Source organism: Streptomyces sp. SudanB52_2052 (genome assembly GCF_964272415.1).
Classification (GTDB): Bacteria; Actinomycetota; Actinomycetes; order Streptomycetales; family Streptomycetaceae; genus Streptomyces; species Streptomyces olindensis.
This window is the reverse complement of record NZ_OZ186796.1, coordinates 9,020,632-9,041,971: the sequence shown is the minus strand read 5'-3', so window position 1 is coordinate 9,041,971 and position 21,340 is coordinate 9,020,632. Positions and strand designations below refer to the sequence as shown.

Here is a 21,340-nt window from a genome sequence, read left to right as displayed (position 1 = left end):
CCATCCATGGCCCAGGCCGTTTGAGCAGCGCGGTGGCCGCCGGCCGCCTACGGCTGCGACCACACCCCCACCGAAACCGAGTGGGAGGACTCCCGAGAGCGCATCAGACGCCCTTCAGAACACGCTCAAGTGCCGCGCGGCCTACAGGTCCCCAGTGCGGCTTGCCGCCGGGAAGACCCCGATCGCCGTTCTGTCCCATGAGCATCAGGAAGAGGCACTTCAACGCGGCCAGCCCGCGGGCACGCCGGATCGCCGCCTCGTCTGCCTGCGCGTACACGTCGAAGAACCGTGAGGCCGTGCCCGCCGGTAGCAGCAGCCACGCGGCGGCGAGGTCCCACGCCGGATCGCCCGCGAACATGGCACCGAAGTCGACGATGCCGGAGAGCGTTCCGTCCGAGACGACGACGTTCGCCGGATGGAGGTCGCCATGCACCCACACCGGCGGTCCCTCCCACGCCCGGGCCGCAACCGCCTCGTCCCAGACGGCCCGGACGTCCGTGGCGATGTCGTCGGGAGCGACAGCCCGGAAGAAGTTCTCGAAGCCGTCCGTGCAGTCGCTGGGATGAGCACCGCGGTCCGTGGCGATCGGCGCCTCGGCGGGCGCCTCCACGTGGAGCGCCCGGAGAAAGTCCGCCAGGGTGTCGGCCGCGTGGTCGCCGCGGCTGATCGAGCCGTGGTCCAGCGGCTCGCCGGGAACCCACGTCATCACGGTCCAGTGCTTGGGGAAGCGCTCGGACGGTTCACCGAACCGCACCGGCGTCGGCACGGGGAGCGGCAGGCGCGGAGCCAGCACGGGCAGCCACCGCCGCTCCTTGAGCTGAAGCTCCGGGGTGGGGTCCATGCGCTGCATGCGCACCGCCAACTCGTCCCCGAGACGCCACATCTGATTGCCCCAGCCGCCCGCCACCTCACGGATGGCCAGCCCCGCGAGGTCTGGATGTTGTTCCCGCAGCAGGTCGCGGACCAGCTCTGCGGTGATCTCGATCTCGGTGTCGGTCATGCGAAGTCACAGTACCGAGGCGGCAGGCGGAACGGCTCCCGTTCCCCGGAAGATCTCGCTGTGCCCCAGCCGCAGCCGCCCGAAGGTCCAGCCGCTGACCGGTGACGCCCTGCCCGGCGCAGTTCTGGTCCGGGGCGTTCGGTCCGCACCCCGTCAGGCGGGAAGGGGCTCGATGCGGGCGGGGACGTGCTTGTGCCAGGGGGTGCCGGCGATGGGGTCGCGCCAGGTGAGGTCGGTCAGGGTGTTCAGGGCGACGCCGGTGCGCTCGGTGGCGCCGTCCTCGGTGGGCAGGTCGAGGCCGAAGCCGTTGGGCAGGGCCGCGTGCCCCGGCTGCAGACGGTCGTCGATCTCGACGACCGCCTGGGCCGTGCCGCGATGCGTGGTGATGCGGGCGAGGGCTCCGTCGGAGAGCCCGAGTTGTTCGGCGTCGTGCGAGCTGACCCGCAGCGTGCCCTGTTGGTCGCGCTTGCGCCAGGCGTTGTCTCGGAAGATCGTGTTGGCGGTGAAGGCCCGGCGCTGGCCGGCGGCCAGGACGATGGGGAAGTCCTCGGTGGTGTGGACGGCCGGGGTGGTGTCCAGGTCGGCGAGGAGGGCGAGGAGTTCGGGGATGGGCAACGGGATGCGGTGGCCGGGATGGGGCACGTAGTTCCAGGCGTCGTCGTACTCGTCCTCGGTGAACGTGATCCCGGAGCGGCCCTCCAGCATGGCGTCGAACAGTGTGTCGGCGTTCTGGTGTCCGGCCCGGCGCATGGCGGCGGGGTACTCCTTGGCGATGCGCTGCGCGAGCGCCCACAGCACCGCGGCGGACCGGGCGCCTGCGGGCAGGGTGGGACCGAGGGTCTCGTACAGCAGGTACGGGGCCATGGCGAAGGTGGACTTGTCGATGGCGGCGAGGACGGCGAAGGCGAGCTGGTAGGCGGTGCGGCCCAGGCGGGCCGCCGTGCGCAGCACGGTCAGCCTGCTGCCGGGGACGGCGTTCAGTTCGCGGATGAGGCGAGCGTAGATCTCGGGTTCCGGCAGAGTGCCGGGGAGCGGGTCGAGTATGCGGTGGGCAGCCGGGGCAGCCCGCGCCCCAGGGGGAAGTGCCGGGGGCGCGGCTCGGTGCGGTGGGTGCGGTGTCGGCTCAGCCGAGCGGGTTGGTGGTGTCGCGCAGGGTGGCCAGGGCCGGCGCGTACATGCGGGTTTTGATGGTGCCGAGGGTGTCGCCGGCCTTGTTCACCTGTGCCTGGGCGATCTCGATGGCGGTGGAGCGCACGGCGTCCTCACCGACCGCCTGGTCGACGATGCCGGTGGCCGCGGCGTCGGTGCCGCCGTAGCGGCGGGCGGTGAGCATGGCCTCGTGGGCGATCTGCGGCGCCAGCCGGGACTGGATGAGGGCGGCCATGCCGGGGGTGAAGGGGATGTTGATGTCCGCTTCGGGCAGGCACCAGTAGCCGCGGTCGGAGCGCATGACGCGGAAGTCGTGGGCGAGGGAGAGCATCGCGCCGGCGGCGAAGGTGTGCCCCTGCAGCGCGGCCACCGTGACGACCGGCAGCGACAGCATCCGCGCGAACAGCTCATGAACCGAGACGACGTAGTCGTGGTACTGGTCGGCGTGGGCGAACAGCCAGTCCAGGTCCAGCCCGTTGGAGTAGAACTTGCCGGTGGCGGCGGTGACCAGGGCGCGGGGGCCTTCCGCCTTCTCCACCTCGTCGAGTGCGGCGCTGACGGCGGTGACCCAGTCGGGGTGGAAGCGGTTCTCACCGTCTCCGAGGTCGAGGACGAAGACGTTGTCCTGACGGTCGAGCGAGGGCATGGCGACTCCTTCGAGGTAGGTGGGTGAAGCGGCTGGGCGGCTGCGGATTACGGCCGGGGACCGGATTCAGCGCCGGGGCGGTCGCGCAGGGCGTGCACGAGCAGGTCGTGGATCTCGGCGGCGGCGGCCTCGATCGGGGCGGTGCTCTGTTCGGCCCGGCACATGATCACCGCGCCTTCGACTGCGGCGATGATGAAGGCACCGAGCCTGCGGCTGCGTTCCTCGCTCAGGCCGTGCCTCAGGAGGAGGTCCGCGAGGGCCTCCTGCCAGCGGGCGAAGACCGCGGCGGCGGAACGGGCAAGCTGGGGCGCGTCATCATTGGTCTCCACGGCCACCGCCACGATCGGGCAGCCGGCCCGGAAGCCGCTCTCCACGAGCCGGTCACGCCACAACCGGAAGAACGCGTCGACGGCCGCCACCGGATCGTCCGCCTGCGTGGCGGCGTCGATCAGCCCCGCGATGAAGTCCCCCGCCAGTGCCACCGCCTCGTCGATGAGCTGCGCCCGCCCGCCGGGGAAGTGGTGATACACCGAGCCCCGGGGAGCTCCGCTGTGGGCGAGCACCCGGTCGATGCTGGTTGCGCTCGCGCCGTACTCACGCAGCAGAGCGGCAGCGCTGAGGATCATCCGTTCACGGCTGTCACTTCTGCGCGGGCTCATCCGCTCACCACCTTTCCCATGGCCGTATGGCCCACCGAGTGGTCTACCTGTCGGTAACTTATGGGGTATGCCATAGAACATGCAAGAGGCGCGCGAGGCCAGCGTCGATGTCGCCCGCGGCGCCGGCGGCCGATGGCACCGCCCAGCGCGCTTTCCCTGAAGAGCCGGACCTGCTCCCCACAGGTTCCGCAGTGGGGCTGGTGCCGGTGACGAGAGTGAGTGGCGGGGCGCCCGGCTCGGCGGCCCGCCGGTCATCCGTGTCGTAGATCGTCCCCCTGTGGGGGGTGGGTCATCGCAGCGCCGCCGCCACGAGCCCGCGGATCTCCGCGTCGGACACGCTGCCACCGCTCACCAGGCGGTCGAAGACCAACCCGTCCACGTACGTCAGCAATGTGACGGTACGGGCCTCGGCATCCGCGATGCCTTGTGCGGTCAGGAAGGCGTGTACGACCTGTCGCCCGGCGTTCTTTCGCGGCACGAGGATCTCCCGCAGCTCGGGGTGATGAACGCTCTCGATGGCGCAGGCGAAGCGCGCGAGGGAACGTCGCCGTCCTTCCCCCGTGAGCCGCTGCTCGATGAAGACGGCGATCCCTGCCACCAGTTCCTCGGCGCTCCGCGGTACCGGCGTCCGGTTCCCGATCTCCTCGAGTTCCGCCTGGTCGAGGGCGACCAGGCGCCGGACCAGCGCGGTGAGCAGCGCCTGGCGGGTGCGGTAGTACGCGGAGGTGGTGCCGGGCGGCAGGCCCGCTGCCCGGTCCACGGCGCGGTGGGTCAGTCCCCGCATCCCGGTCTCGGCGAGCACTGTGATGGCCGTGTCGGCAAGGACGGTACGTCGATCGTCGGGCACCCTCCATTTCTACACCTGTAGAGGCGGCGGGATACCCTTCTTCTACATCTGTAGAAGACAGGCGAGGCGGTCGGAGAGGGGCTGGCATGGGTGGCAGCGCGGTGGTGGTCGGGGGTGGCATCGGCGGGCTGGCCGCGGCGATCGGCCTGCGCCGGATCGGTTGGGAGGTGACGGTCGTCGAACGCGCTCGTGTCCTGGCCGACGCGGGCGCGGGCATCTCCCTGCATGCCAACGGCGTTCGCGCGCTGGACGTCCTCGGTGTCGGCGAAGCGGTACGCGCGGCCGCGCGGCCCCAGTACACCGGGGGCACCCGCACTCCCCGCGGCACCCGGCTGGCCCGGATGGACGGAGCCGTGCTGGAGCGCGAGCTGGGCACGCCGATCGTCGGTGTCCGCCGGGCTGTTCTGCACCGCCTGTTGCGCGAGGCGCTACCTGCCGAGTGCCTTCTCATCGGGGTCGAGGTGACGTCCGTCGACCGCTCGGCGCCGGGCCGGGTGCGGGTGCCGGTCAGGGACGGCGTCCTGGACGCGGACCTGGTCGTGGCGGCCGACGGAGTGCACAGCCGGCTGCGCGGCCAGTTGTTACCCGGCCACCCCGGTCCCGTCTACAGCGGATCGACGGTCCTGCGTGCCGTCACCGAGCATCCGGTGCCGCTGCGCACCGACTTCGAACTGACCTGGGGAAAGGGGGCCGAGTTCGGCCACATCGCCTTCACCGACGGTCGGGCGGAGTGGCATGCGGTACTCAACTCGCCGCCCGGCATACGGCATGCCGATGCCCTTGCCGTGATGCGCCGCCGGTTCGGCGGCTGGCACGATCCGATCCCCGCGCTGCTGGACGCGACGCGGCCGGACGCCGTCCTGCACCACGACATCCACGAGTTGGCAACACCGTTGCCCGCCTACACCGAGGGCCGGATCGTGCTGCTCGGCGACGCGGCGCACGCGATGACCCCGAACCTCGGACAGGGCGCCTGCCAGGCCCTGGAGGACGCGGCCGCTCTGGCTGCCGCGCTCACCACCGCGTCCACCGTCGAAGTCACCAGAGGCTGTACCCCAACTATCTCGGCCGACTGTCCGTCGAGGACCGTGGTCTCGTCGTGCCCTCGCTGGTGGACAGGTTCGGTCTGATCGGTACCAGGGATGAGGTCAGACAGCAGGTCGACGCGCTGGAGAAGTCGGGGGTCAACGAGCTCCTGATCCAGCCCGTGGTGGCCCCCGAGACGGAAATGGCCGAGCTCGCGCGGTTCATGCTCTGACGCCGCACAGCCACGGCAGGGTCGGTCCTCCTGTGGGATCAGCAGCCCATGGCCCACCTGTGCGAGTCACCCCGGTCGTTGGCGACGCCGTTGTAGTCGACCTCCTGGCCGGGGGCCAGGCAGAGGGTCATGTCGCCGCCGTGCCCGGCGTCCTCGAAGACCTGGACATGGGCCGGGATGCCCGGGCCCACGATTCCGTGGTTGGCCCAGGAGGAGTCGACGTCGGCGATGTTGCTCTCCCACCAGCCGTCGTCACCGTGCCAGTTGGCGCGCTGCCCCTTGAAGTCGGCGTTCTCCCAGGCGCAGAAGTGGCCGCTGGGGCAGTCGGCCGCCGATGCCGTGGGGGCGGTGGTGAGGGTGGTGCCGGCGGCGAGGAGCAGTGCGGCGGCCAAGAGGGCGGGCTTCTTCATCGGGTCGTGCCTTTCTCGTGGGCGGACTGGAGGATGGTCCGGGCGGTGCGGACGGCGTGCGCCCGCAGTTCCCGGTAGGCGGTCCGTTCGCCTGCCGGGGCCTTGTCCTTGAGGTTGTTGACAGTGGTCGAGGCGCGGAACCAGCGTTCCTGATCGCCGTAGAGGCGCTGCTGGGCCCGGGCGAGGCAGCCGTCGGTGTGCTGGCGGACCTCGTGGCCGCTGGGCAGGGTGAGGGTGAGCTCGGCCCGTCCGGTGCCGAACAGCGCGTCAGTGACGCGGCGCTGTTCCTCGGTGTCGGTCGGGCGCTGTCCCGGACGCGGCGGAGTGAGGCCTTGGCGTGTGAGGCAGTGGTCGGTGAGCAGGACCTGGGCGGCCCTGACGGTGTCGTCCGCGCCGAGCGGCGGGGTCTTCGGGGCCGCGCAGGCGGTCACGATGGTCAACGGGGCGAGGAGCGCGACGGCCACCGCGCGGTGCTGGTACGTGGGCATGGTGATCAACTCAACGGTGGCGGACGGGCGATGGGACACGGCGGAGTCCGGTCGTTCACTCCGCGGAGCGGCGCGCAGGCGCCCGCACCGCGCGCGAGTTCCGGGTTGGCGCCCCGCTCAGGCTCCGAGCGGACACGGCACGGGCGGGGCCGCCGCTCTCCGCGCTTCCGGGCCATGCGGTGGTCGGCCGGTTGGGCCTTCAGCGGTGCTCACGAGGACGGCAGGGGGCTGTGTGGCGGCGCGGTGGCGTGGGGTGGCGGTGCGGCGGTGGGGGCGCGCGCCGTCAACCCCGCCTGACCGCTCCGAGTTGGGCCCGGTGCAGGTCTGGGGCGGTGAAGCGGCGCGCCACCGTGCGCAGGACGCGGGCCATCGCCTGGGCGGGTGGGGTGGCGGGGCGCGCCGCGGCGCGCGCGAGGAGGATGCGGCGGGTGGGGGCCGGGACGTCGGAGGCGAACGGCAGGAGGCGTACGTCGCTGCGTCGGCTGGTGAGGGCCAGGCGGGGTGCGAGCGCGATGCCGAGACCGGCGGCGACCATGGCCTGCGCCTCCTGGTAGTCGTGCGAGGAGTAGGCGATGCGCGGCTCGAATCCCGCCTGGCGGCAGCTGCGGCGCAGGACGTCGGCGACGGGGTGGTTGTCGGCGCGGATGATCCACTCCTGGTCCGCGAGGTCGCCGAGGCGGACGGAGGGATGGGTGCGCAGGGGTGAGTCGGCGGGGACGACGAGCACCGTGGGGTCGTCCAGGAGGTGGGTGAGGACGAGCGCGGGATCGTCGAGGCGGTTCCATTCGTAGTCCCAGAGCAGCCCCTGCTCCACCTCGCCGGTGTGCAGCATCTCCCTGAGTTCCGCGAGGACTCCGGCGCGTACCTCGATGCGGATGCCGGCGTGGCCACGTCGGAACCGCGTGAGGGCCAAGGGCAGCAGGGACGCGCTCGCCGTGGGGAAGGAACCGAGCCGCAAGGTGCCCTGGTCGAGCGCGGCGTAGGAGTCCAGGTCGGCCTGGGCGGCACGGAGTTCGCGGCGGATGGCCTGACCGCGTTCGGCCAGCGCGGCACCGGCCGGGGTGGGGCGGATACCGCGTGGCAGCCGCTCGATCAGGGGCTGCCCCGCCTCCCGCTCCAGCAGGGACATCTGCTGGGAGGCGGCGGAGGTGGTCATGCCGAGGGCCTCGGCCGCGGCCGTGAGCGAACCGCGTTCGGTGGCCTCGGTGAGCAGCAGCAGACGGCGCACGTTGAGCATGCGGGCGACTTTAGCTGAGCTAAACCAAGGTGAAGCGAACTGCGATTGTTCCGAAGTCATGGCTCTGCGAAGGTCTCCGCAATCGCCGAGCGGTTCACCGGCCCGCAATGCGCCCGTCACCGCTGCCTCGGCCTTTCCCTGCCTCCGTTGATCAGGAAGAGCTTCAGACGTGCACATTCCCGCGACACTGGTGCGTGGCGGCACCAGCAAGTGCTGGCTGTTCAACCAGGTCGAAGTCCCCGCCGACCGTGGCGACCTCGAGAGGCTGCTGGTCGCCGCGTACGGCGCCAGCGATCCCGTGGAGCTGGACGGGGTGGGCGGGGCCACGCCCACCACCTCGAAGGCGGCCGTGGTCGGCGCCTCACCGCAGCCTGGTGTCGACGTCGACTACCTGTTCGCTCAGGTCGGCATCGGTACGGGCTCGGTGGAGTGGACGAGCAACTGCGGCAACTGCGCCACCGGCGTCGCCTTGTACGCCGTGAGCAAGGGAATGGTTCCGGTCACCGGTGACCGGACGCGCGTGGTGCTGCGCAACACCAATACCGGCGCGGTCCTCGAAGGGATCGTCGACACCACCGGGGGCGTGGTGCACCACTTCGGCCGCCAGACGGTGCCCGGCACCCGCGCCGGCGGGGTCGCGGTCGGACTCACCTTCCGCGACCCGGCCGGTGGCACGACCGGTTCGCTGCTGCCGACCGGCCGGGCCGCCCAGGACCTGCGGGTCGGTGCCGCCGAGCCGGTACGGGTGAGCATGGTGACCGCCGGAGCTCCGGTCGTCCTTGTCGATGCCGCCAGTGCCGGGCGTACCGGTGCCGAGTCGCTGGAACGGATGAGCGCGGACGTCCCCTGGCTGCGCACGGTTCGTCACACCGCCGCCGCTCTGATGGGGCTGCTGCGGCCGGGCGAGGAACCGGGTGACGCGGTGCCCAAGGTGGGCCTGGTCGGGCCGCCGGTGCCGTACACCAGCACCCTCGGCGAACCGATCGGCGCCGAGGAGTACGACGTGTCGGTGCGCATGCTCACCATGAACGCCCCGCACCCCGCGATCGGTCTGACCTCGGCCGTCGCCGTCGCGGCGGCCGGGCTGGTGGAGGGCTCCGTGGTCTCCCGGGCCACGGGCGGCCCGACCGACGAGTGGTTGCGCCTCGGCACGCCCGCCGGCGTCGTCGCGGTCCGCTGCAGCGACGTCCGGGACGGGCTGCCGCACCGGGTCACCGTGCAGCGCGCGGCCCGTCTGCTCGCCGATGCCCGCATCTACGTACCGGAACCGGCCGGCCCACGAGCGGCTTGAGACGCCTGAGCCGCGACGTACACCGCCTCGGTCAGGCCGGCTCGCCGCCGGCCGCGCCGGGACTCCCTCGCGCCCGCCGGGGCGCGCCACCCCGTCCCCACCGCACCAAGGACAAAGATGTCTGCTGAAGTGATCTCCATGGGCGCCCTGTTGGTGATGTTCGTGGTCGGCACCGTGCTGCCGATCAACCTGGGCATCCTCGCCTTCGTCGCCACTTTCGCGGTCGGCACCGCCTCGCTCGGCCTCACCGAGGACGAGATCTTCGAGGGGTTCCCGGCGAAGCTCTTCGTCACCATCGTCGGAGTGACCTACCTGTTCTCCGTCGCCCGCCGCAACGGCACCATCGACCGGCTGGTCGCGGCCGGGGTGCGGCTGGTCCGCGGCAGGGTGGAGTTGATTCCCTGGGTGCTGTTCCTGGTGGCCGCCCTGCTGACGGCGTTCGGTACGTTCACTCCGGCCGCGGTCGCGATCCTCGCGCCGATCGGCATGAACTTCGCCTACCGCTACAAGCTCAACCCGCTGCTCGTGGGCATGATGGTGATCAGCGGCGGGCACGCGGGCGCGTTCTCCCCGTTGGCCGTCTCCGGGGCGCTGGTGCTCGGACTCGTCGACAAGACCGAGCTGCAGGTGTCCGCCGTGGCGCTGTTCAGTGCCAGCTTCGTGATCAACCTGGTGCTCTCGGTCCTCACCTACGCCCTGCTCGCCAAGCGTCCCGCCCCGCTGGTCGAAGGCGCCGCGGACGCGGCCGACGACGAGGACATCGCCGTCTCCGGCCGGCCCGACTGGCGGCAGTGGCTCACCCTCGCCTGCCTGGTGGCCCTCGTCGTCGGCGCGCTCGGCTTCCACCTGGAGATCGGCTTCCTCGCGTTGGCTGCCGGTGCCCTGCTGGCCCTGGTGGACATCAAGCGGCAGGAGAAGGCCGTGGACGGCGTCAGCTGGTCCACCCTGCTCCTGGTCGCGGGCATGATGACGTACATCGCCATGCTGGAGAAGGCCGGCATCATCGAGGAGATCTCCGCACACGCGGCGGGCCTCGGCGCCCCGCTCGTCGTCGCCCTGCTGCTGTGCTTCACCGTGGCCATCACCTCCGCCTTCGCCTCCTCCACCGCGATCCTGACGGCGATCATCCCCATCGCCGTGCCCCTGCTGCTCGCCAGCCATCTCAATGCCGCCGGGCTCATCGCCGCGCTCGCCGTCTCCACGACGATCGTCGACACCTCTCCCTTCTCGACCAACGGAGCACTCGTCCTCGGCAACGCCCGGGGAGTGGACACCCGCCGCTTCTACCGCCAGATCATCGGCTACACCGGCGGAATCGTCGCCCTCGGCCCGGTCGTCGCCTGGAGCGCCCTGATCCTGCCCTGGTCATAGCGCGACGAGCGCCCTCCGCGTGCCCGCGGAGGGCGTCGGGTCGGCCGCGCCGGTTGCGGTTCTCAGTGCAGGCCGACGGCGGGGGTGTCATGTCCCAGGCCCCGACGGATCGCGATCTCCACGGCGGAGTACGCGCCGTCGGCTCGCTCCAGTTCGTACGGCGCGGCCGGCATCAGTGGCGGCTGGGCCATGAAGCGCGGTCGCACCCCGTGGTGCGGCTGCGCCGCGTGCACCAGGAACGGATGGCACAGGAAGACGTCGCCCGGGGACCCGGTGGCGTGGGCGAGCGGCCGGTGGTCGGACGCCGCCACCAGGTCGGGCGCGAGGACCGGCCCGCTCGCCCCGTCCTCCCCGTACTTCGCCAGCACCTTCGGCACGTCGAGGTGGGAGCCGACCCGGATGCGTGTCGGGGCGTCGTCCTCACCGACCTCGCTGAACAGGAACAGCATCAGCAACGCCCGGCCCCGGGAGCGCAGGTTCGTGAAGTACCAGCTCTCGCCCTCCGGCAGATAACTCCCCTCGATGTGCCAGCCCGCGTCGTCGGGCTCCTCCTCGTGCGGGAAGCGGAGCGGGAAGGTGCCCAGCGAGTAGCGCGGCTCCCAGCGTCCCGCGCCCACGAGCAGGTCGTACGCACGATGCAGCGACGCGGAGTTGGGGGCGGCCGCGAACGGCCCCTGGGCCATGCCAGGCACCCAGTGCACGGGCTGTGTCCACGTCGTCGGATCGTCCGGGTCGCAGCCCGTCTCCCGCCACAGCAGCCGGGCGCAGTCCGCGGCCACACGCGGCGCGACGGCGCCCTCCAACTTCACGAAGCCGTCGCGGAGGAAGCGGGTCACCAGGGTCGTGTCGTCCATGCCCTCATCGTGCGGCGGCAGTGTTCCCGACCACCCGACATTTTCCCTACCGCGTTCGTCGGGGCCCGGCCTCGCACTCGGGTCGTCACCGGCGGCGCCGTCCCGGCTGCGGCGGAGGGGCGCCACCGCGGCGGGCGATGATCAGTGGACGCGACGTCTGCGCTACATTTTGCCTCTCCTTGACCGCGATCACTCACGATCTCAACACTCTGGAGTCGGGCTATCCCATGAGCGACATCGTCAACGGACTCGGGCGGGCCACTGCGTACGGCGGGCTGGGGCTGGTCCTGTTGGTCCTCGGCATCGTCCTGGTCGACGTGCTGACGCCCGGAAAGCTCGGCCGGCAGATATGGGAGCAGCGCAACCGCAACGCCGCCACGGTGCTGAGCTCCGCACTGCTCGGTATCGGCGGCATCGTGTTCACGTCCATCTGGACGACGTACGAGGACTTCGGCAAGGGGCTGGTCTCGACCGCGGCCTTCGGGCTGCTGGGGCTGGTGATGATGGCCGTGGCGTTCCTGGTGGTGGACCTGATCACGCCGGGGCGCCTGGGGGCGACGCTGGTCGAGACCGAGCCTCATCCCGCGGTCTGGGTGACGGCGTCCTGCAATCTCGCCGTGTCCACCGTCATTTCGGCGTCCATCGCCTGAACCCGGGCCCGGCCGGGAGGAGTTGTGGCCCTCGGAGCGGCGGGGAGCTGTTCGCTCGTCGCTCCCTTTCCGCCGAAGCGAAGGCGTGGCCAGGATTGGCGTAGACCCTTTTCATGATCAAGGGCTAGGCTCTGCCGCGCACACCCAAGAGAGCGCTCTCAAGCACTGCTGTTCCACCCCACCCTGCTGGAACAACGAAGGGTCATTCCCTTGAGACGCATCACCACCCTGCGTGCCGGACTGTCCGTTCTCCTCCTGCTCGGCAGCTGGGCGAGCGCGAGCGCCCTGCCCGCCTCCGCCGCGGACGCACCCGCGCGCTCCACCGAAGCACCTGCCTCCCCCGGCCTTCTCTCCGCGATGCAGCGCGACCTGGGGCTGACCCGGGATCAGGCCGAAGCGCGCCTGGCCGCGGAGAAGACCGCGACAGCCGTCGAACGCAAGGCGCGCGACGCCGCCGGATCGGCCTACGCCGGCTCCTGGTTCGACGCCGACAAGGGCCGACTCACCGTCGCCGTCACGCGCGCCGCGCCCGCCGACGCCGTACGCGCGACCGGAGCGACCGTACGGCTCGTGCGCCACGACGCGCGGCGACTCGACGCGGCGAAGAAGCGCATCGACGGCCTGTCCGCGCCCGCCGGAGTCGGCAGCTGGCACGTGGACCCGAAGGCCAACAAGGTCGTCGTGAACGTCGTCGCCGCGCACCGCGACGACAACGATGTCCGGGCCTTCCTCGCCCGAGCCCGCGAGGCCGGTCCCGTGACGGTGCGACAGGCCCCCGCGGCACCGCGTACCTTCGCCGCCGGGACCGTGGGCGGCGACCCGTACTACACGGGCAACGTCCGCTGTTCCATAGGCTTTTCCGTGCACGGTGGCTTCGTCACCGCAGGGCACTGCGGCCGGCCGAGCGCGGCCGTGTACGGCTGGGACCGGTCCTACATCGGCAACTTCCAGGGGTCGTCGTTCCCGGGCGACGACTACGCCTGGGTGAACGTGGGCAGCGGCTGGTGGACCGTGCCGGTGGTGCTGGGCTGGGGCACGGTCCCCGACCAGCTCGTCCGCGGCTCCGCCGAGGCCCCGGTGGGAGCCTCCGTGTGCCGTTCCGGCTCCACCACTCGCTGGCACTGCGGCACCGTGCTGGCCAAGAACGAGACCGTGAACTACAGCCAGGGTGCGGTCCACCAGATGACGAAGACGAGTGTCTGCGCCGAACCCGGTGACTCCGGCGGCTCCTTCATCAGCGGCGACCAGGCGCAGGGTGTCACCTCCGGCGGCTGGGGCAACTGCGGCAGCGGCGGCCAGACGTGGCACCAGCCCGTCAACGAGATCCTCAACCGGTACGGGCTGCGGCTTCACACCGCCTGACCAGTGACCCGTGTGACCGGGTGGGCCCCGCCTCTGCGACGACGGCGGGGCCCGCCCGGGCTCGGGTGGCCGCCGGGCGGGGAAGTCACCGAGCACTGAGCGGCCGTGTCCCTGCGTGACGGGCCTCCGTGTGAACGATGTGTGCCCCGTACAGTTGACGTGACGGGCCCGCCGCCCCCTCGCACCATCCGTCCGGGAGCACTCATGCACCACCCCTCCGGCGGCCCGGACGACGACTCCGGCGCGCTGTTCGGGCTCGACGCCCTCACCCCCGGACCCGCCGCGTCCGACCGGCCCTCCTCCTTCCGCACCTCCGCGGAGGCCCGCCGGATGCTGCCCGTGCGGGAGATCCACGCCGAGCCCGCGGCGGCCGCGTCACCGCGCGGGAGGCAGATCACCGCCCGGTTCCCCGACGCGCGCGTGACCATGGTGGACTCCCACTGGCGCATCCCCGGGCTGCACGGCAACCAGGGCAACGTCGAGCGCTGGGTCCGCGTCAAAGGGGAGACGCTGGTCCTGGGTGAGAAGAAGACCCTCGCCACACGCCCCAACGGCCGGTCGGCGGACTGGATCGCTCCCGGCGCCTCCCATGGCTGCGCCATGGCCTGCGCCTACTGCTACGTGCCCCGGCGCAAGGGGTACGCCAACCCCATCACCGTCTTCACGAACATCGACCGGATCATCGCGCACCTCGCTCATCACGTGACGCGGCAGGGGCTCAAGCCCGAACCGAACCAGTGCGACCCCGAGGCGTGGGTGTACGACATCGGGGAGAACAGCGACTGCTCGGTTGACGCGCTGATCTGCGACAACACGGCGGATCTGGTGCACGCGTTCCGGCAGTGGCCCACGGCCAAGGCCTCCTTCGCCACCAAGTTCGTCAACCCCGACCTGCTGGCCCTCGACCCGCGTGGCCGCACCCGCATCCGCTTCTCGCTGATGCCGCCGGACGACGCCCGGCTGCTCGATGTGCGCATCTCGCCCGTCGCCGAGCGCATCGGCGCCGCGGCGGACTTCCTGGACGCCGGGTACGAGGTGCACTTCAACCTCTCCCCCGTGGTCGTCCGCCCCGGCCGGCAGGACGCCTGGGCCGAGCTGCTCCGCCACCTCGACGACGTCCTGCCGCGCCGGGTGAAGCAGCAGGCCGCCGCTGAGGTGATCATGCTCACCCACAACCAGGACCTGCACGAGGTCAACCTCGGCTGGCACCCCCGCGCCGAGGAAGTCCTGTGGCGACCGGAGCTCCAACAGGCCAAGCGCTCCGAGAACGGCGCCCTGAACGTCCGCTACCGCAACAGGGTCAAAGGGGATGCCGTGCGGGCCCTGCGCGCCCTGATCGACCGGCATGCGCCGTGGCTCCGGGTGCGCTACGCCTTCTGAGCGCCTGGAGCATCGGGGGTGATCAGAGGGGCCCTCATGCCGAGGCCGTGCGCAGCCCCTGCAGCATGACGCCCAGGTAGCGGCGGCCAGGCGCGAGGCGGGGCTCCGGGTCGTCGGCGTGGAGGAGGGCGGCGTAGGCGACCCCGCACATGAGCGGTCGAACGTCCTCCCAGGTCACCCGCCTCGTCGTCGGCGAGGCGGTCCTGCCCGGCTTCTCCCCCACCGCTGATGTCGGACGCGGCGACCAACGAGTTCCTGTGGCACTTCGCCTTCAACCGCCTCACGGACATCAACGAACGCATGGTCGCCGGCCGCGAGGAGATCTACACCGGCCACCAGTTCGCCTCCAAAGCCGCCACCCCCGACGCCATCCCGCAGCACGCCGTCGACGTCTATGTCGACGCGCTGCGCGACCCGGCCGCCCTGCGCGCCAACTTCTAGCTCTACCGTCGCCTCGACGAGACCGCCGAGCAGTTCCAGCGCCGGTACAAGGAGGAGGGGCCGCTGCAGCGAGGTCCAGAGGAGGGTCGACTGTATCCACCTCACGGCGGCCTTGGTCAGGCCGTACCGGCCCGGATCTCCGCCTCGGTGTGCTCCCGCACTCGGTCGGCGGTGACGCCGAGGGCCGTTTCGACCAGGACGAGGCCGCCGTCGGTCACGTCCAGGACGGCGAGGTCGGTGATGACGCGGTGCACGCAGCGTCTGCCGGTCAGCGGCAGGGAGCACTCCTCGACGATCTTGGGGCTGCCGTCCTTCGCGGTGTGGGTCATCACGACGATGACGGTGCGGGCCCCGTGGACCAGGTCCATGGCGCCGCCGATGCCGGTGACGAGCCGGCCCGGGACCGCCCAGTTCGCCAGGTCGCCCGCCGCGGAGACCTGCATGGCGCCGAGTACGGCGACGTCGATGTGTCCGCCGCGGATCATCCCGAAGGAGAGTGCGGAGCTGACCCTCGCCCAGATCGGCCGCCTCACCGGCCTCCGCCACGCCACCGCCCACCGCCTGGCCGGCGAACCGCAACCTGGTGTTCGCGATCATCTTCAGCGGCTTTCCCGTGGGCGGCATCATCGCCGCCCTGGTAGGCATGTCCGTCATCCCCCGGTTCGGCTGGCACGCGATGTTCCTGCTCGGCCTCCTCCCGCTCGTCCTGGTCGTGCCCGTGGCCCTCAAGTTCCTGCCCGAGTCGATCGCCTTCCTCCAGGCGAAAGGCCGGCACGCCGAGGCGGAGAAGACGGCCCGGCGCTGGAACATCACGGTCGAGGACGCGGCGGCGGCCGGACCGTCGTCGGCCCCGTCTCCGGCCGAGAACGGCCCGAGCGGCATGTCGCCGGTGAAAGCTCTGTTCTCACGCCACTACGTGGTGGCGACGCTGTGCTTCCTGGCCATGTCGTGCCTGTGCCTGTTCATGATCTACGGCTACAACACCTGGCTCCCGGAGATCATGGGGCGGCCCGGCTACTCCTCCGGTTCCGCGCTGGGCTTCCTGCTGATGTTCAACTTCGGTGCTGTCGTCGGCCAGCTCCTCATCTCCCTGGCCGCCGACCGGCTCGGCTCGAAGCCGATCATCGTCGCGACCTACCTCCTGGCCGGTGCGGCCGTGATTCTCCTCAGCCTGCGACTGCCCACAGCGGTGCTGTACGCGGCCGTGGCGCTGGGAGGCATCGGGGCGATGGGAACGCAGACGTTCGTCCTCGCCTACGCCTCGAAGTACTACCCGGTGCGGATGGGCGCCACGGCGCTGGGCTGGACGCTGGGCTTCGGCCGCATCGGCTCGATGCTCGCCCCTCCGCTGCTCGGACTCATCATCGGGGCGGGACTGGCGTACCAGTGGAACTTCTACGCCCTCGCGATCCCCGGCATCATCGGCGCCGCACTGATCGGACTGGTTCCCCGTGCTCCCGGCGATACGGCACCGGTGGCCCACCCGAGCACGGACGGCACGGCGCGCTCCCTGCCGGAGCCGACCTGACCGCGCCGAGGTCACCCTCGCGGGCGGGGCACCCCGGTGGAGTGCTCCGCCCGCGAGGGTGGGCGGCGCGCCCTCGCCGACACTCGAGTGACCGTCCGGGCAGCGGATGGACGGCCTACGCCGTGTCTCCCAGAAGCCGGCGCAGCCAGCGCAGCTTGGCGGCGCGGGCCTCCACGGACAGGGCCGCTTCCGGGACGAGGGTGTCGAACCCGTGGAAGCCTCCCGGCCACACGTGCAGCTCCGCGGTGCCGCCCGCCTGCCAGATGCGGCTCGCATAGGTGACGTCCTCGTCGCGGAAGGTCTCCGCCGATCCCACGTCGATGAACGCCGGGGGAAGGCCGGACAGGTCGTCCGCGCGAGCGGGCGCGGCGTAGGGCGAGACGTCGGCGGTGCCGCGCGCCTCACCCAGCAACGCGCTCCACCCGGTCTCGTTCGAGGTGCGGTCCCACACGCCCAGACCCGCCATCTGGTGGGCGGACGGAGTGTCGTTGCGGTCGTCGAGCATCGGGCTCAACAGCATCTGGCCGATCGCGCGCGGGCCGCCCCGGTCGCGGGCCAGCAGCGCCACCGCCGCGGCGAGTCCGCCGCCCGCGCTGCCGCCCACGAGGACGATGCGGTCGGGATCACCGCCGATCTCCTTGGCGTGTTCCGCCGTCCACAGCAGGCCCGCGTAGCAGCCCTCCACCGGGGCCGGGTGCGGATGTTCGGGAGCGAGCCGGTACTCGACGGACACCACGACCAGCTCCAGCTCCTCCGCCCAGTCGAGGGGGATCCCCAGCCGGTGGGTACCGGTCACCATGCCGCCGCCGTGGATGGTGTAGAGGACCGGGCGTGGCTCGATCGCGCCGGTGGGCCGGCCGATCAGCACCGTCACGTCCGGCGCGCCGGGCGGCCCCGGAACCGCCCGCTCCTCGACCTCGAAGCGACCGTCACCGGCCAGCTCCTCGTTCGTCGGGGGCGGCGGCGAGCCGGAGGGCAGCTGCCGTCCCGCCGGGATCATGTCCGGTGTGATCGTCGGCGGCAGCCACGCGTGGATCGCCGCGAGGTGCGCGGCGATCTCCGGGTCGAAGGGCGGCGGAGTCATGACCATCGAGGTCCTCCTGAGGGGTGATCGATACGGGGCAGCGGCGCTCGCGGTTGCAGCAGGCATCCCTGAGCGGCGGCCGGGGTCTGTGCCGTGCTGGGCCCGTGCGGCGGCGCCATGCCGGGCCCATGCGACGGCGCCAATGCCGGGCCGTGCGGCGGCGCCGTGCTGGACTCGTGCGGCGGCGGATCACACCGCCGTCCGCCGGGAGGTGCCGGATGCCGGCGTGCCGGGCGCCATCGGCTCGGATCCCGCGGTCGTGGGCAGGCGGGGCACCCAGATCAGCCCGATGACCGCAGCGGTCAGCGCCAGGCAGAACAGGGCGCCGAACAGCGGGCGGGGGTGGCCCAGGGCGAAGGCCGGAGTGCCCAGGGCCGCCAGCCCGGCGACGGCCCGGGTGAAGGCCATCGTCACGCCCTGGGCGGTGGCCCGCAGCAAGGTGGGGAACAGCTCCTGCGACCAGACCTTGTAGACGGACTCGCCGGCGAACGAGTTGCCGAGGCCCGAGATGAGCATGACGGCGACCAGAGTGACCTTGCCCGGCCCGAGCAGCGCGGGCAGCGCCCAGGCCAGGACGATCAGCCCCGAGCCGGCGGCGAACCAGGTGTGCCGGGACGGTGTGTCGACCACCCGCATGAAGAGCAGGCCGGCGGCGAAGCCGACCGGCAGTCCGACCAGGGTCAGCTGGGAGAACTGCGCCACCTCTCCCCCGGCCAGAGCGGTCCACAGGAAGGTGCCGAACTGGCCGAGGGTGTTCGCGCCGAGGTTCCAGGCGGCGTAGTACAGGCCCGTCGCCAGCAGGGCGTAGCGGGTCGGTGCCCGGAAGAGGTCCCGGACGCGGCTGAACTCGATGGTCTCCGAGCGGGCCGTCGTCCGGGCGTCGGCCGCGCGGCGGGCGGCCGTCCACTCGGCCGACTCGCTGAGGGTGAGGCGCAGCAGCAGGACGGCGACCGCCACGACGAGCAGGTGCGCGAACAGGATCCGGCCGCCCGTCAGGCCCTGGACCCCCATGAAGGAGCTCAGCACCAGCACGGCCACGATTCCGGCGAGCCAGAGCATGCCGGAGAACACCACCATGGTGCCCTTCCGGCCGGCCGGCGCCTCCTCGTTGACGAGGGCGAGCGAGACGGGAAGGTCCGCGCCGATCGCCAGACCGGTGGCCACGACACCGGCGTAGAGCAGCGCGGGGTCCGCCGCCACCAGGAGCAGCAGGACACCGGCCGCGTAGAGGACCAGCGAGAGGGTGAAGACCTTCCGGCGGCCGAACCGGTCGCCCAGCCTGCCGCCGAACAGCGCGCCGACCGCGAACGCCAGCGTCTGCAGGCCCAGCAGGGCTCCTATGGCGTCGGCGCCGAGGCGGAGCGGTCCGGCGTAGTAGCCGCCGATGGCGATGCCCGACGTGACCAGGGCCGCGGCGTCCAGATAGGAGGCCATGCCGGCGAGGGCCGCGGTCTTCCACGGGTTTCTCGCGGCGTTCTCGTTGCCGGGCATGGCTCCTCCTCGACGCGGATGAGAGGGGGCGGGAGCTGTGGTGGCCTGGCTGCGAGTCGTCCGGGAGACGTGAGGAGGCACCACTCCGGCGAGAGCTGCCTACTCGATTCACTTACGCGTGCCAGTTGAGCGTTGTGGCCGGTAAGCTAACCGCGGCCGGGGGCTTTGACAAGAGGTGCCGACGAGGCGAGGGCGGGTGCGGGGTGTCCGAGGGCAGACGGGTGACCAGCGCGGATGTGGCCCGCGAGGCCGGAGTGTCCCGGGCGACGGTGAGCTACGTCCTCAACGGCGTGCCCCACCAGAAGATCCCCGAGACCACCCGGCAGCGGGTGTGGGACGCGGCCGCCCGCCTGGGCTACGCCCCCTCGGCCGCGGCGCGTGCCCTGCGCACGGGACGCTCGGAGATCGTGCTCGGCCTGCTTCCGGACTGGCCGATCGAGCATGTCCTCGGACGGCTCATCCAGCAGCTGACCAACGCCTTCGCGGAGGCCGGACTGACCTTCGTCGTGCACTCGTCGGCTCATCCCGCGCGCCCCCTGCGGGACATCTGGAAGGCCATGACCCCGGCGGCCGTGCTGGCCCTGCAGGATTTCGACGACGTCGAAGCCGAGGCGATGCGCGCGGCGGGCATCGAGGTCGTGATGGCGATGCACGGATCGCCCGGGGGTGAGCCGCGGCCCCCACTGGTGTCCGAGCAGCCGATCGGCGCACTGCAGGCCCGGCACCTCGCCGCACCGAACCGCCGGCTCGGCTACGCCTACCCCGACCTGCCGGGACTCGACGTCCTGGCCGGGCCGCGGCTGGAGGGCGTCCGAGCGGTCTGCGCCGACCTGGGCATGCCGGAGCCGGACGTCCGGACGGTGCCGCTCGACGCGGCCGGAGCGGCCGAAGCTGTGAAGGGGTGGCTGGGCGCGGACCCGCCGGTCACGGGCATCTGCGCGTTCAACGACAACGTCGCCCTCGCCGTACTCGCGGGGCTGAGCCATCTGGGACTGCGCGCCCCGCGCGACCTGGCCGTGATCGGCGTCGACGACATCCCGGGCGCGTCGCTGGCTCAGCCGCCGCTCACCACGGTCGTCCGGGACACCGACGCGATCGCGCGGGGACTGGCCCGCCGCGTCGTCGACTCGCTGGGCGGCAAGGAGACCCCCGCCGAGCCCGTCCGGGACGACCTCCTCCTCCGCTTCCGGGAATCCGCCTGACCGGCCCGCGCCCGAGCGGTCCTCGACCGCCTCATCCGAGGAGGTCACGGGTGTCGTGAGGGCTCTCCCGCTGCCCGTCGGGGGTGGCCGCCCAACTGGCGAGGAGTCTGAGCCGGTCTTCGTCGACGGTGCCCGGTTCGGCGGTGTAGATGGTCATCGAGTGCGCCTCGTGCGCGGACACGGGCAGGTCCAGCGGCTGATAGGTCAGCTCGAGGGGCCCGGCCTCGGGGTGGTGGAAGCGTTTGACGCCGCCGTGGTGGATCCGCACGTCGTGCGCGGCCCACCGGGTGCGGAACTCGGCGCTGACCGTGGACAGCTCTCCGACGAGTGCGCGCAGGGCCCTGTCGTGCGGATACCGGCCCGCCTCGGCGCGCAGCAGGGCGGCGGTGGTGCGGGCGGCCCCGTCCCAGTCCTCAATGAAGTCGTGGGAGGTGTCGTCGAGGAAGTAGTACCGGGCGAAGTTCGGCCGACCGCCCTCGTCGGTGGTGTGACTGTCGAACATCGGCGCGAACAGGGCACGGGCCAGGGCGTTGGTGGCCACCATGTCCAGGCGGCCGTTGATGACCAGGGCCGCGGACAGCGTCATGGAGTCGAGGATCCACTGGACGCGGGGCGGGATGTCGACGGGTTTGCGGCGGCGCCGGGCCGCGGGGCCGGGGTGGGCGGCCTTGGCCAGGTCGAACAGGTAGGTCCGCTCGTCCTCGCTCAGCTGCAGGGCGCGGGCCACCGCGTCGAGGACGTCCTCGGACACGCCGCCGATGTGGCCCTTCTCCAGCCGCGTGTACCACTCCGTGCTCACCCCGGCGAGGACCGCGACCTCCTCACGGCGCAGCCCGGGGACCCGGCGCCGTCCGCTCGTGGGCAGGCCCACCTGCTCGGGCGTGAGCTGGGCGCGTCGGCGCGCCAGGAAGTCACGGATGTCAGCGCGGTTTTCGGAACGGCCGTCCATGACCCCCACGCTAAGGCCCGGAACCCTCGGGAGGGGGGTTGAG

21 protein-coding genes and 2 pseudogenes are annotated in these 21,340 nt (G+C 71.9%); 10 read left to right on the top strand and 13 right to left on the bottom strand.

Annotated features, from left to right (window positions below):
- Positions 1-103 precede the first annotated feature (103 nt).
- From ACSUPV_RS40765 to ACSUPV_RS40745, 5 genes are all read right to left on the bottom strand, one after another.
- Positions 104-1,000 (bottom strand): aminoglycoside phosphotransferase family protein, encoded by an 897-nt coding sequence (locus ACSUPV_RS40765; protein WP_382617751.1) that lies wholly within the window; start codon positions 998-1,000, stop codon positions 104-106.
- Positions 1,001-1,153: 153 nt separating this feature from the next.
- Positions 1,154-1,951 (bottom strand): molybdopterin dinucleotide binding domain-containing protein, encoded by a 798-nt coding sequence (locus ACSUPV_RS40760; RefSeq protein ID WP_436949811.1) that lies wholly within the window; start codon positions 1,949-1,951, stop codon positions 1,154-1,156.
- A 172-nt stretch (positions 1,952-2,123) separates the two neighbouring features.
- Positions 2,124-2,795 carry an enoyl-CoA hydratase-related protein gene (locus tag ACSUPV_RS40755; protein ID WP_436949810.1) on the bottom strand — a complete coding sequence of 224 codons (672 nt, stop codon included), beginning with the start codon at positions 2,793-2,795 and terminating at the stop codon, positions 2,124-2,126.
- 47 nt (positions 2,796-2,842) lie between these two features.
- Positions 2,843-3,454: a TetR/AcrR family transcriptional regulator gene (locus ACSUPV_RS40750; protein ID WP_436949809.1), complete on the bottom strand. Its 612-nt coding sequence runs from the start codon at positions 3,452-3,454 to the stop codon at positions 2,843-2,845.
- 289 nt (positions 3,455-3,743) lie between these two features.
- Entirely contained in the window at positions 3,744-4,301 is a 558-nt protein-coding gene (locus ACSUPV_RS40745) for a TetR/AcrR family transcriptional regulator (RefSeq protein ID WP_436949808.1), read from the bottom strand.
- A gap of 86 nt (positions 4,302-4,387) precedes the next feature.
- Between ACSUPV_RS40745 and ACSUPV_RS40740 the strand changes: the two genes are divergently transcribed.
- A complete protein-coding gene (locus tag ACSUPV_RS40740) occupies positions 4,388-5,431 on the top strand; it encodes an FAD-dependent monooxygenase (RefSeq protein ID WP_436949807.1) in 1,044 nt (347 codons plus the stop codon).
- The gene (locus tag ACSUPV_RS40735; protein WP_436949806.1) at positions 5,401-5,559 is read left to right on the top strand and encodes a hypothetical protein; all 159 of its coding nucleotides are present in this window, start codon (positions 5,401-5,403) and stop codon (positions 5,557-5,559) included. Before ACSUPV_RS40740 ends, ACSUPV_RS40735 begins: the two co-directional genes overlap by 31 nt.
- A gap of 38 nt (positions 5,560-5,597) precedes the next feature.
- On the opposite strand, the gene ACSUPV_RS40730 is transcribed toward ACSUPV_RS40735, so the two are convergent.
- The 3 genes from ACSUPV_RS40730 to ACSUPV_RS40720 form a co-directional block, all read right to left on the bottom strand.
- Positions 5,598-5,969: a peptidase inhibitor family I36 protein gene (locus tag ACSUPV_RS40730; RefSeq protein ID WP_037768907.1), complete on the bottom strand. Its 372-nt coding sequence runs from the start codon at positions 5,967-5,969 to the stop codon at positions 5,598-5,600.
- A complete protein-coding gene (locus tag ACSUPV_RS40725; protein WP_436949805.1) occupies positions 5,966-6,457 on the bottom strand; it encodes a hypothetical protein in 492 nt (163 codons plus the stop codon). Before ACSUPV_RS40725 ends, ACSUPV_RS40730 begins: the two co-directional genes overlap by 4 nt.
- Before the next feature lie 283 nt (positions 6,458-6,740).
- Entirely contained in the window at positions 6,741-7,694 is a 954-nt protein-coding gene (locus ACSUPV_RS40720; protein WP_031116164.1) for a LysR family transcriptional regulator, read from the bottom strand.
- A gap of 169 nt (positions 7,695-7,863) precedes the next feature.
- On the opposite strand from ACSUPV_RS40720, the gene ACSUPV_RS40715 reads away from it, so the two are divergent.
- Both ACSUPV_RS40715 and ACSUPV_RS40710 read left to right on the top strand, forming a co-directional pair.
- Positions 7,864-8,985, top strand: a complete 1,122-nt coding sequence (locus ACSUPV_RS40715) for a PrpF domain-containing protein (RefSeq protein WP_359789608.1) — start codon at positions 7,864-7,866, stop codon at positions 8,983-8,985.
- Between the two features lie 117 nt (positions 8,986-9,102).
- Positions 9,103-10,356 carry an SLC13 family permease gene (locus tag ACSUPV_RS40710; protein ID WP_436949804.1) on the top strand — a complete coding sequence of 418 codons (1,254 nt, stop codon included), beginning with the start codon at positions 9,103-9,105 and terminating at the stop codon, positions 10,354-10,356.
- A 62-nt stretch (positions 10,357-10,418) separates the two neighbouring features.
- Here the strand turns inward: ACSUPV_RS40710 and ACSUPV_RS40705 are convergent, their stop codons facing one another.
- On the bottom strand, positions 10,419-11,210 hold the full coding sequence (locus tag ACSUPV_RS40705) for a phytanoyl-CoA dioxygenase family protein (RefSeq protein ID WP_436949803.1): 792 nt from the start codon (positions 11,208-11,210) through the stop codon (positions 10,419-10,421).
- Positions 11,211-11,437: 227 nt separating this feature from the next.
- Here ACSUPV_RS40705 and ACSUPV_RS40700 point away from each other — a divergent pair, with 227 nt between their 5' ends.
- The 4 genes from ACSUPV_RS40700 (at position 11,438) to ACSUPV_RS40685 (ending at position 15,043) form a co-directional block, all read left to right on the top strand.
- A complete protein-coding gene (locus tag ACSUPV_RS40700; RefSeq protein WP_436949995.1) occupies positions 11,438-11,860 on the top strand; it encodes a DUF350 domain-containing protein in 423 nt (140 codons plus the stop codon).
- A 210-nt stretch (positions 11,861-12,070) separates the two neighbouring features.
- A complete protein-coding gene (locus tag ACSUPV_RS40695) occupies positions 12,071-13,222 on the top strand; it encodes a S1 family peptidase (protein ID WP_037768896.1) in 1,152 nt (383 codons plus the stop codon).
- A 204-nt stretch (positions 13,223-13,426) separates the two neighbouring features.
- A complete protein-coding gene (locus tag ACSUPV_RS40690; protein ID WP_436949802.1) occupies positions 13,427-14,602 on the top strand; it encodes a spore photoproduct lyase family protein in 1,176 nt (391 codons plus the stop codon).
- A gap of 228 nt (positions 14,603-14,830) precedes the next feature.
- Entirely contained in the window at positions 14,831-15,043 is a 213-nt protein-coding gene (locus ACSUPV_RS40685; RefSeq protein ID WP_436949801.1) for a hypothetical protein, read from the top strand.
- Between the two features lie 116 nt (positions 15,044-15,159).
- Here the strand turns inward: ACSUPV_RS40685 and ACSUPV_RS40680 are convergent.
- A pseudogene (locus ACSUPV_RS40680) lies at positions 15,160-15,546 on the bottom strand (CoA-transferase); the annotation flags it as partial.
- 71 nt (positions 15,547-15,617) lie between these two features.
- On the opposite strand from ACSUPV_RS40680, the pseudogene ACSUPV_RS40675 reads away from it, so the two are divergent.
- Positions 15,618-16,571 (top strand): annotated as a pseudogene (locus ACSUPV_RS40675) (MFS transporter); the annotation flags it as partial.
- A gap of 115 nt (positions 16,572-16,686) precedes the next feature.
- On the opposite strand, the gene ACSUPV_RS40670 reads toward ACSUPV_RS40675, so the two are convergent.
- Both ACSUPV_RS40670 and ACSUPV_RS40665 read right to left on the bottom strand, forming a co-directional pair.
- Positions 16,687-17,661 carry an alpha/beta hydrolase gene (locus ACSUPV_RS40670; RefSeq protein ID WP_436949800.1) on the bottom strand — a complete coding sequence of 325 codons (975 nt, stop codon included), beginning with the start codon at positions 17,659-17,661 and terminating at the stop codon, positions 16,687-16,689.
- Positions 17,662-17,844: 183 nt separating this feature from the next.
- Positions 17,845-19,146, bottom strand: coding sequence for an MFS transporter (locus ACSUPV_RS40665; protein WP_436949799.1), 1,302 nt, complete (start codon positions 19,144-19,146; stop codon positions 17,845-17,847).
- Positions 19,147-19,367: 221 nt separating this feature from the next.
- Here ACSUPV_RS40665 and ACSUPV_RS40660 point away from each other — a divergent pair, with 221 nt between their 5' ends.
- A complete protein-coding gene (locus tag ACSUPV_RS40660) occupies positions 19,368-20,348 on the top strand; it encodes a LacI family DNA-binding transcriptional regulator (RefSeq protein WP_436949798.1) in 981 nt (326 codons plus the stop codon).
- Between the two features lie 31 nt (positions 20,349-20,379).
- Here the strand turns inward: ACSUPV_RS40660 and ACSUPV_RS40655 are convergent, their stop codons facing one another.
- Positions 20,380-21,297 carry a helix-turn-helix transcriptional regulator gene (locus tag ACSUPV_RS40655; RefSeq protein ID WP_436949797.1) on the bottom strand — a complete coding sequence of 306 codons (918 nt, stop codon included), beginning with the start codon at positions 21,295-21,297 and terminating at the stop codon, positions 20,380-20,382.
- Between the last annotated feature and the right edge of the window lie 43 nt (positions 21,298-21,340).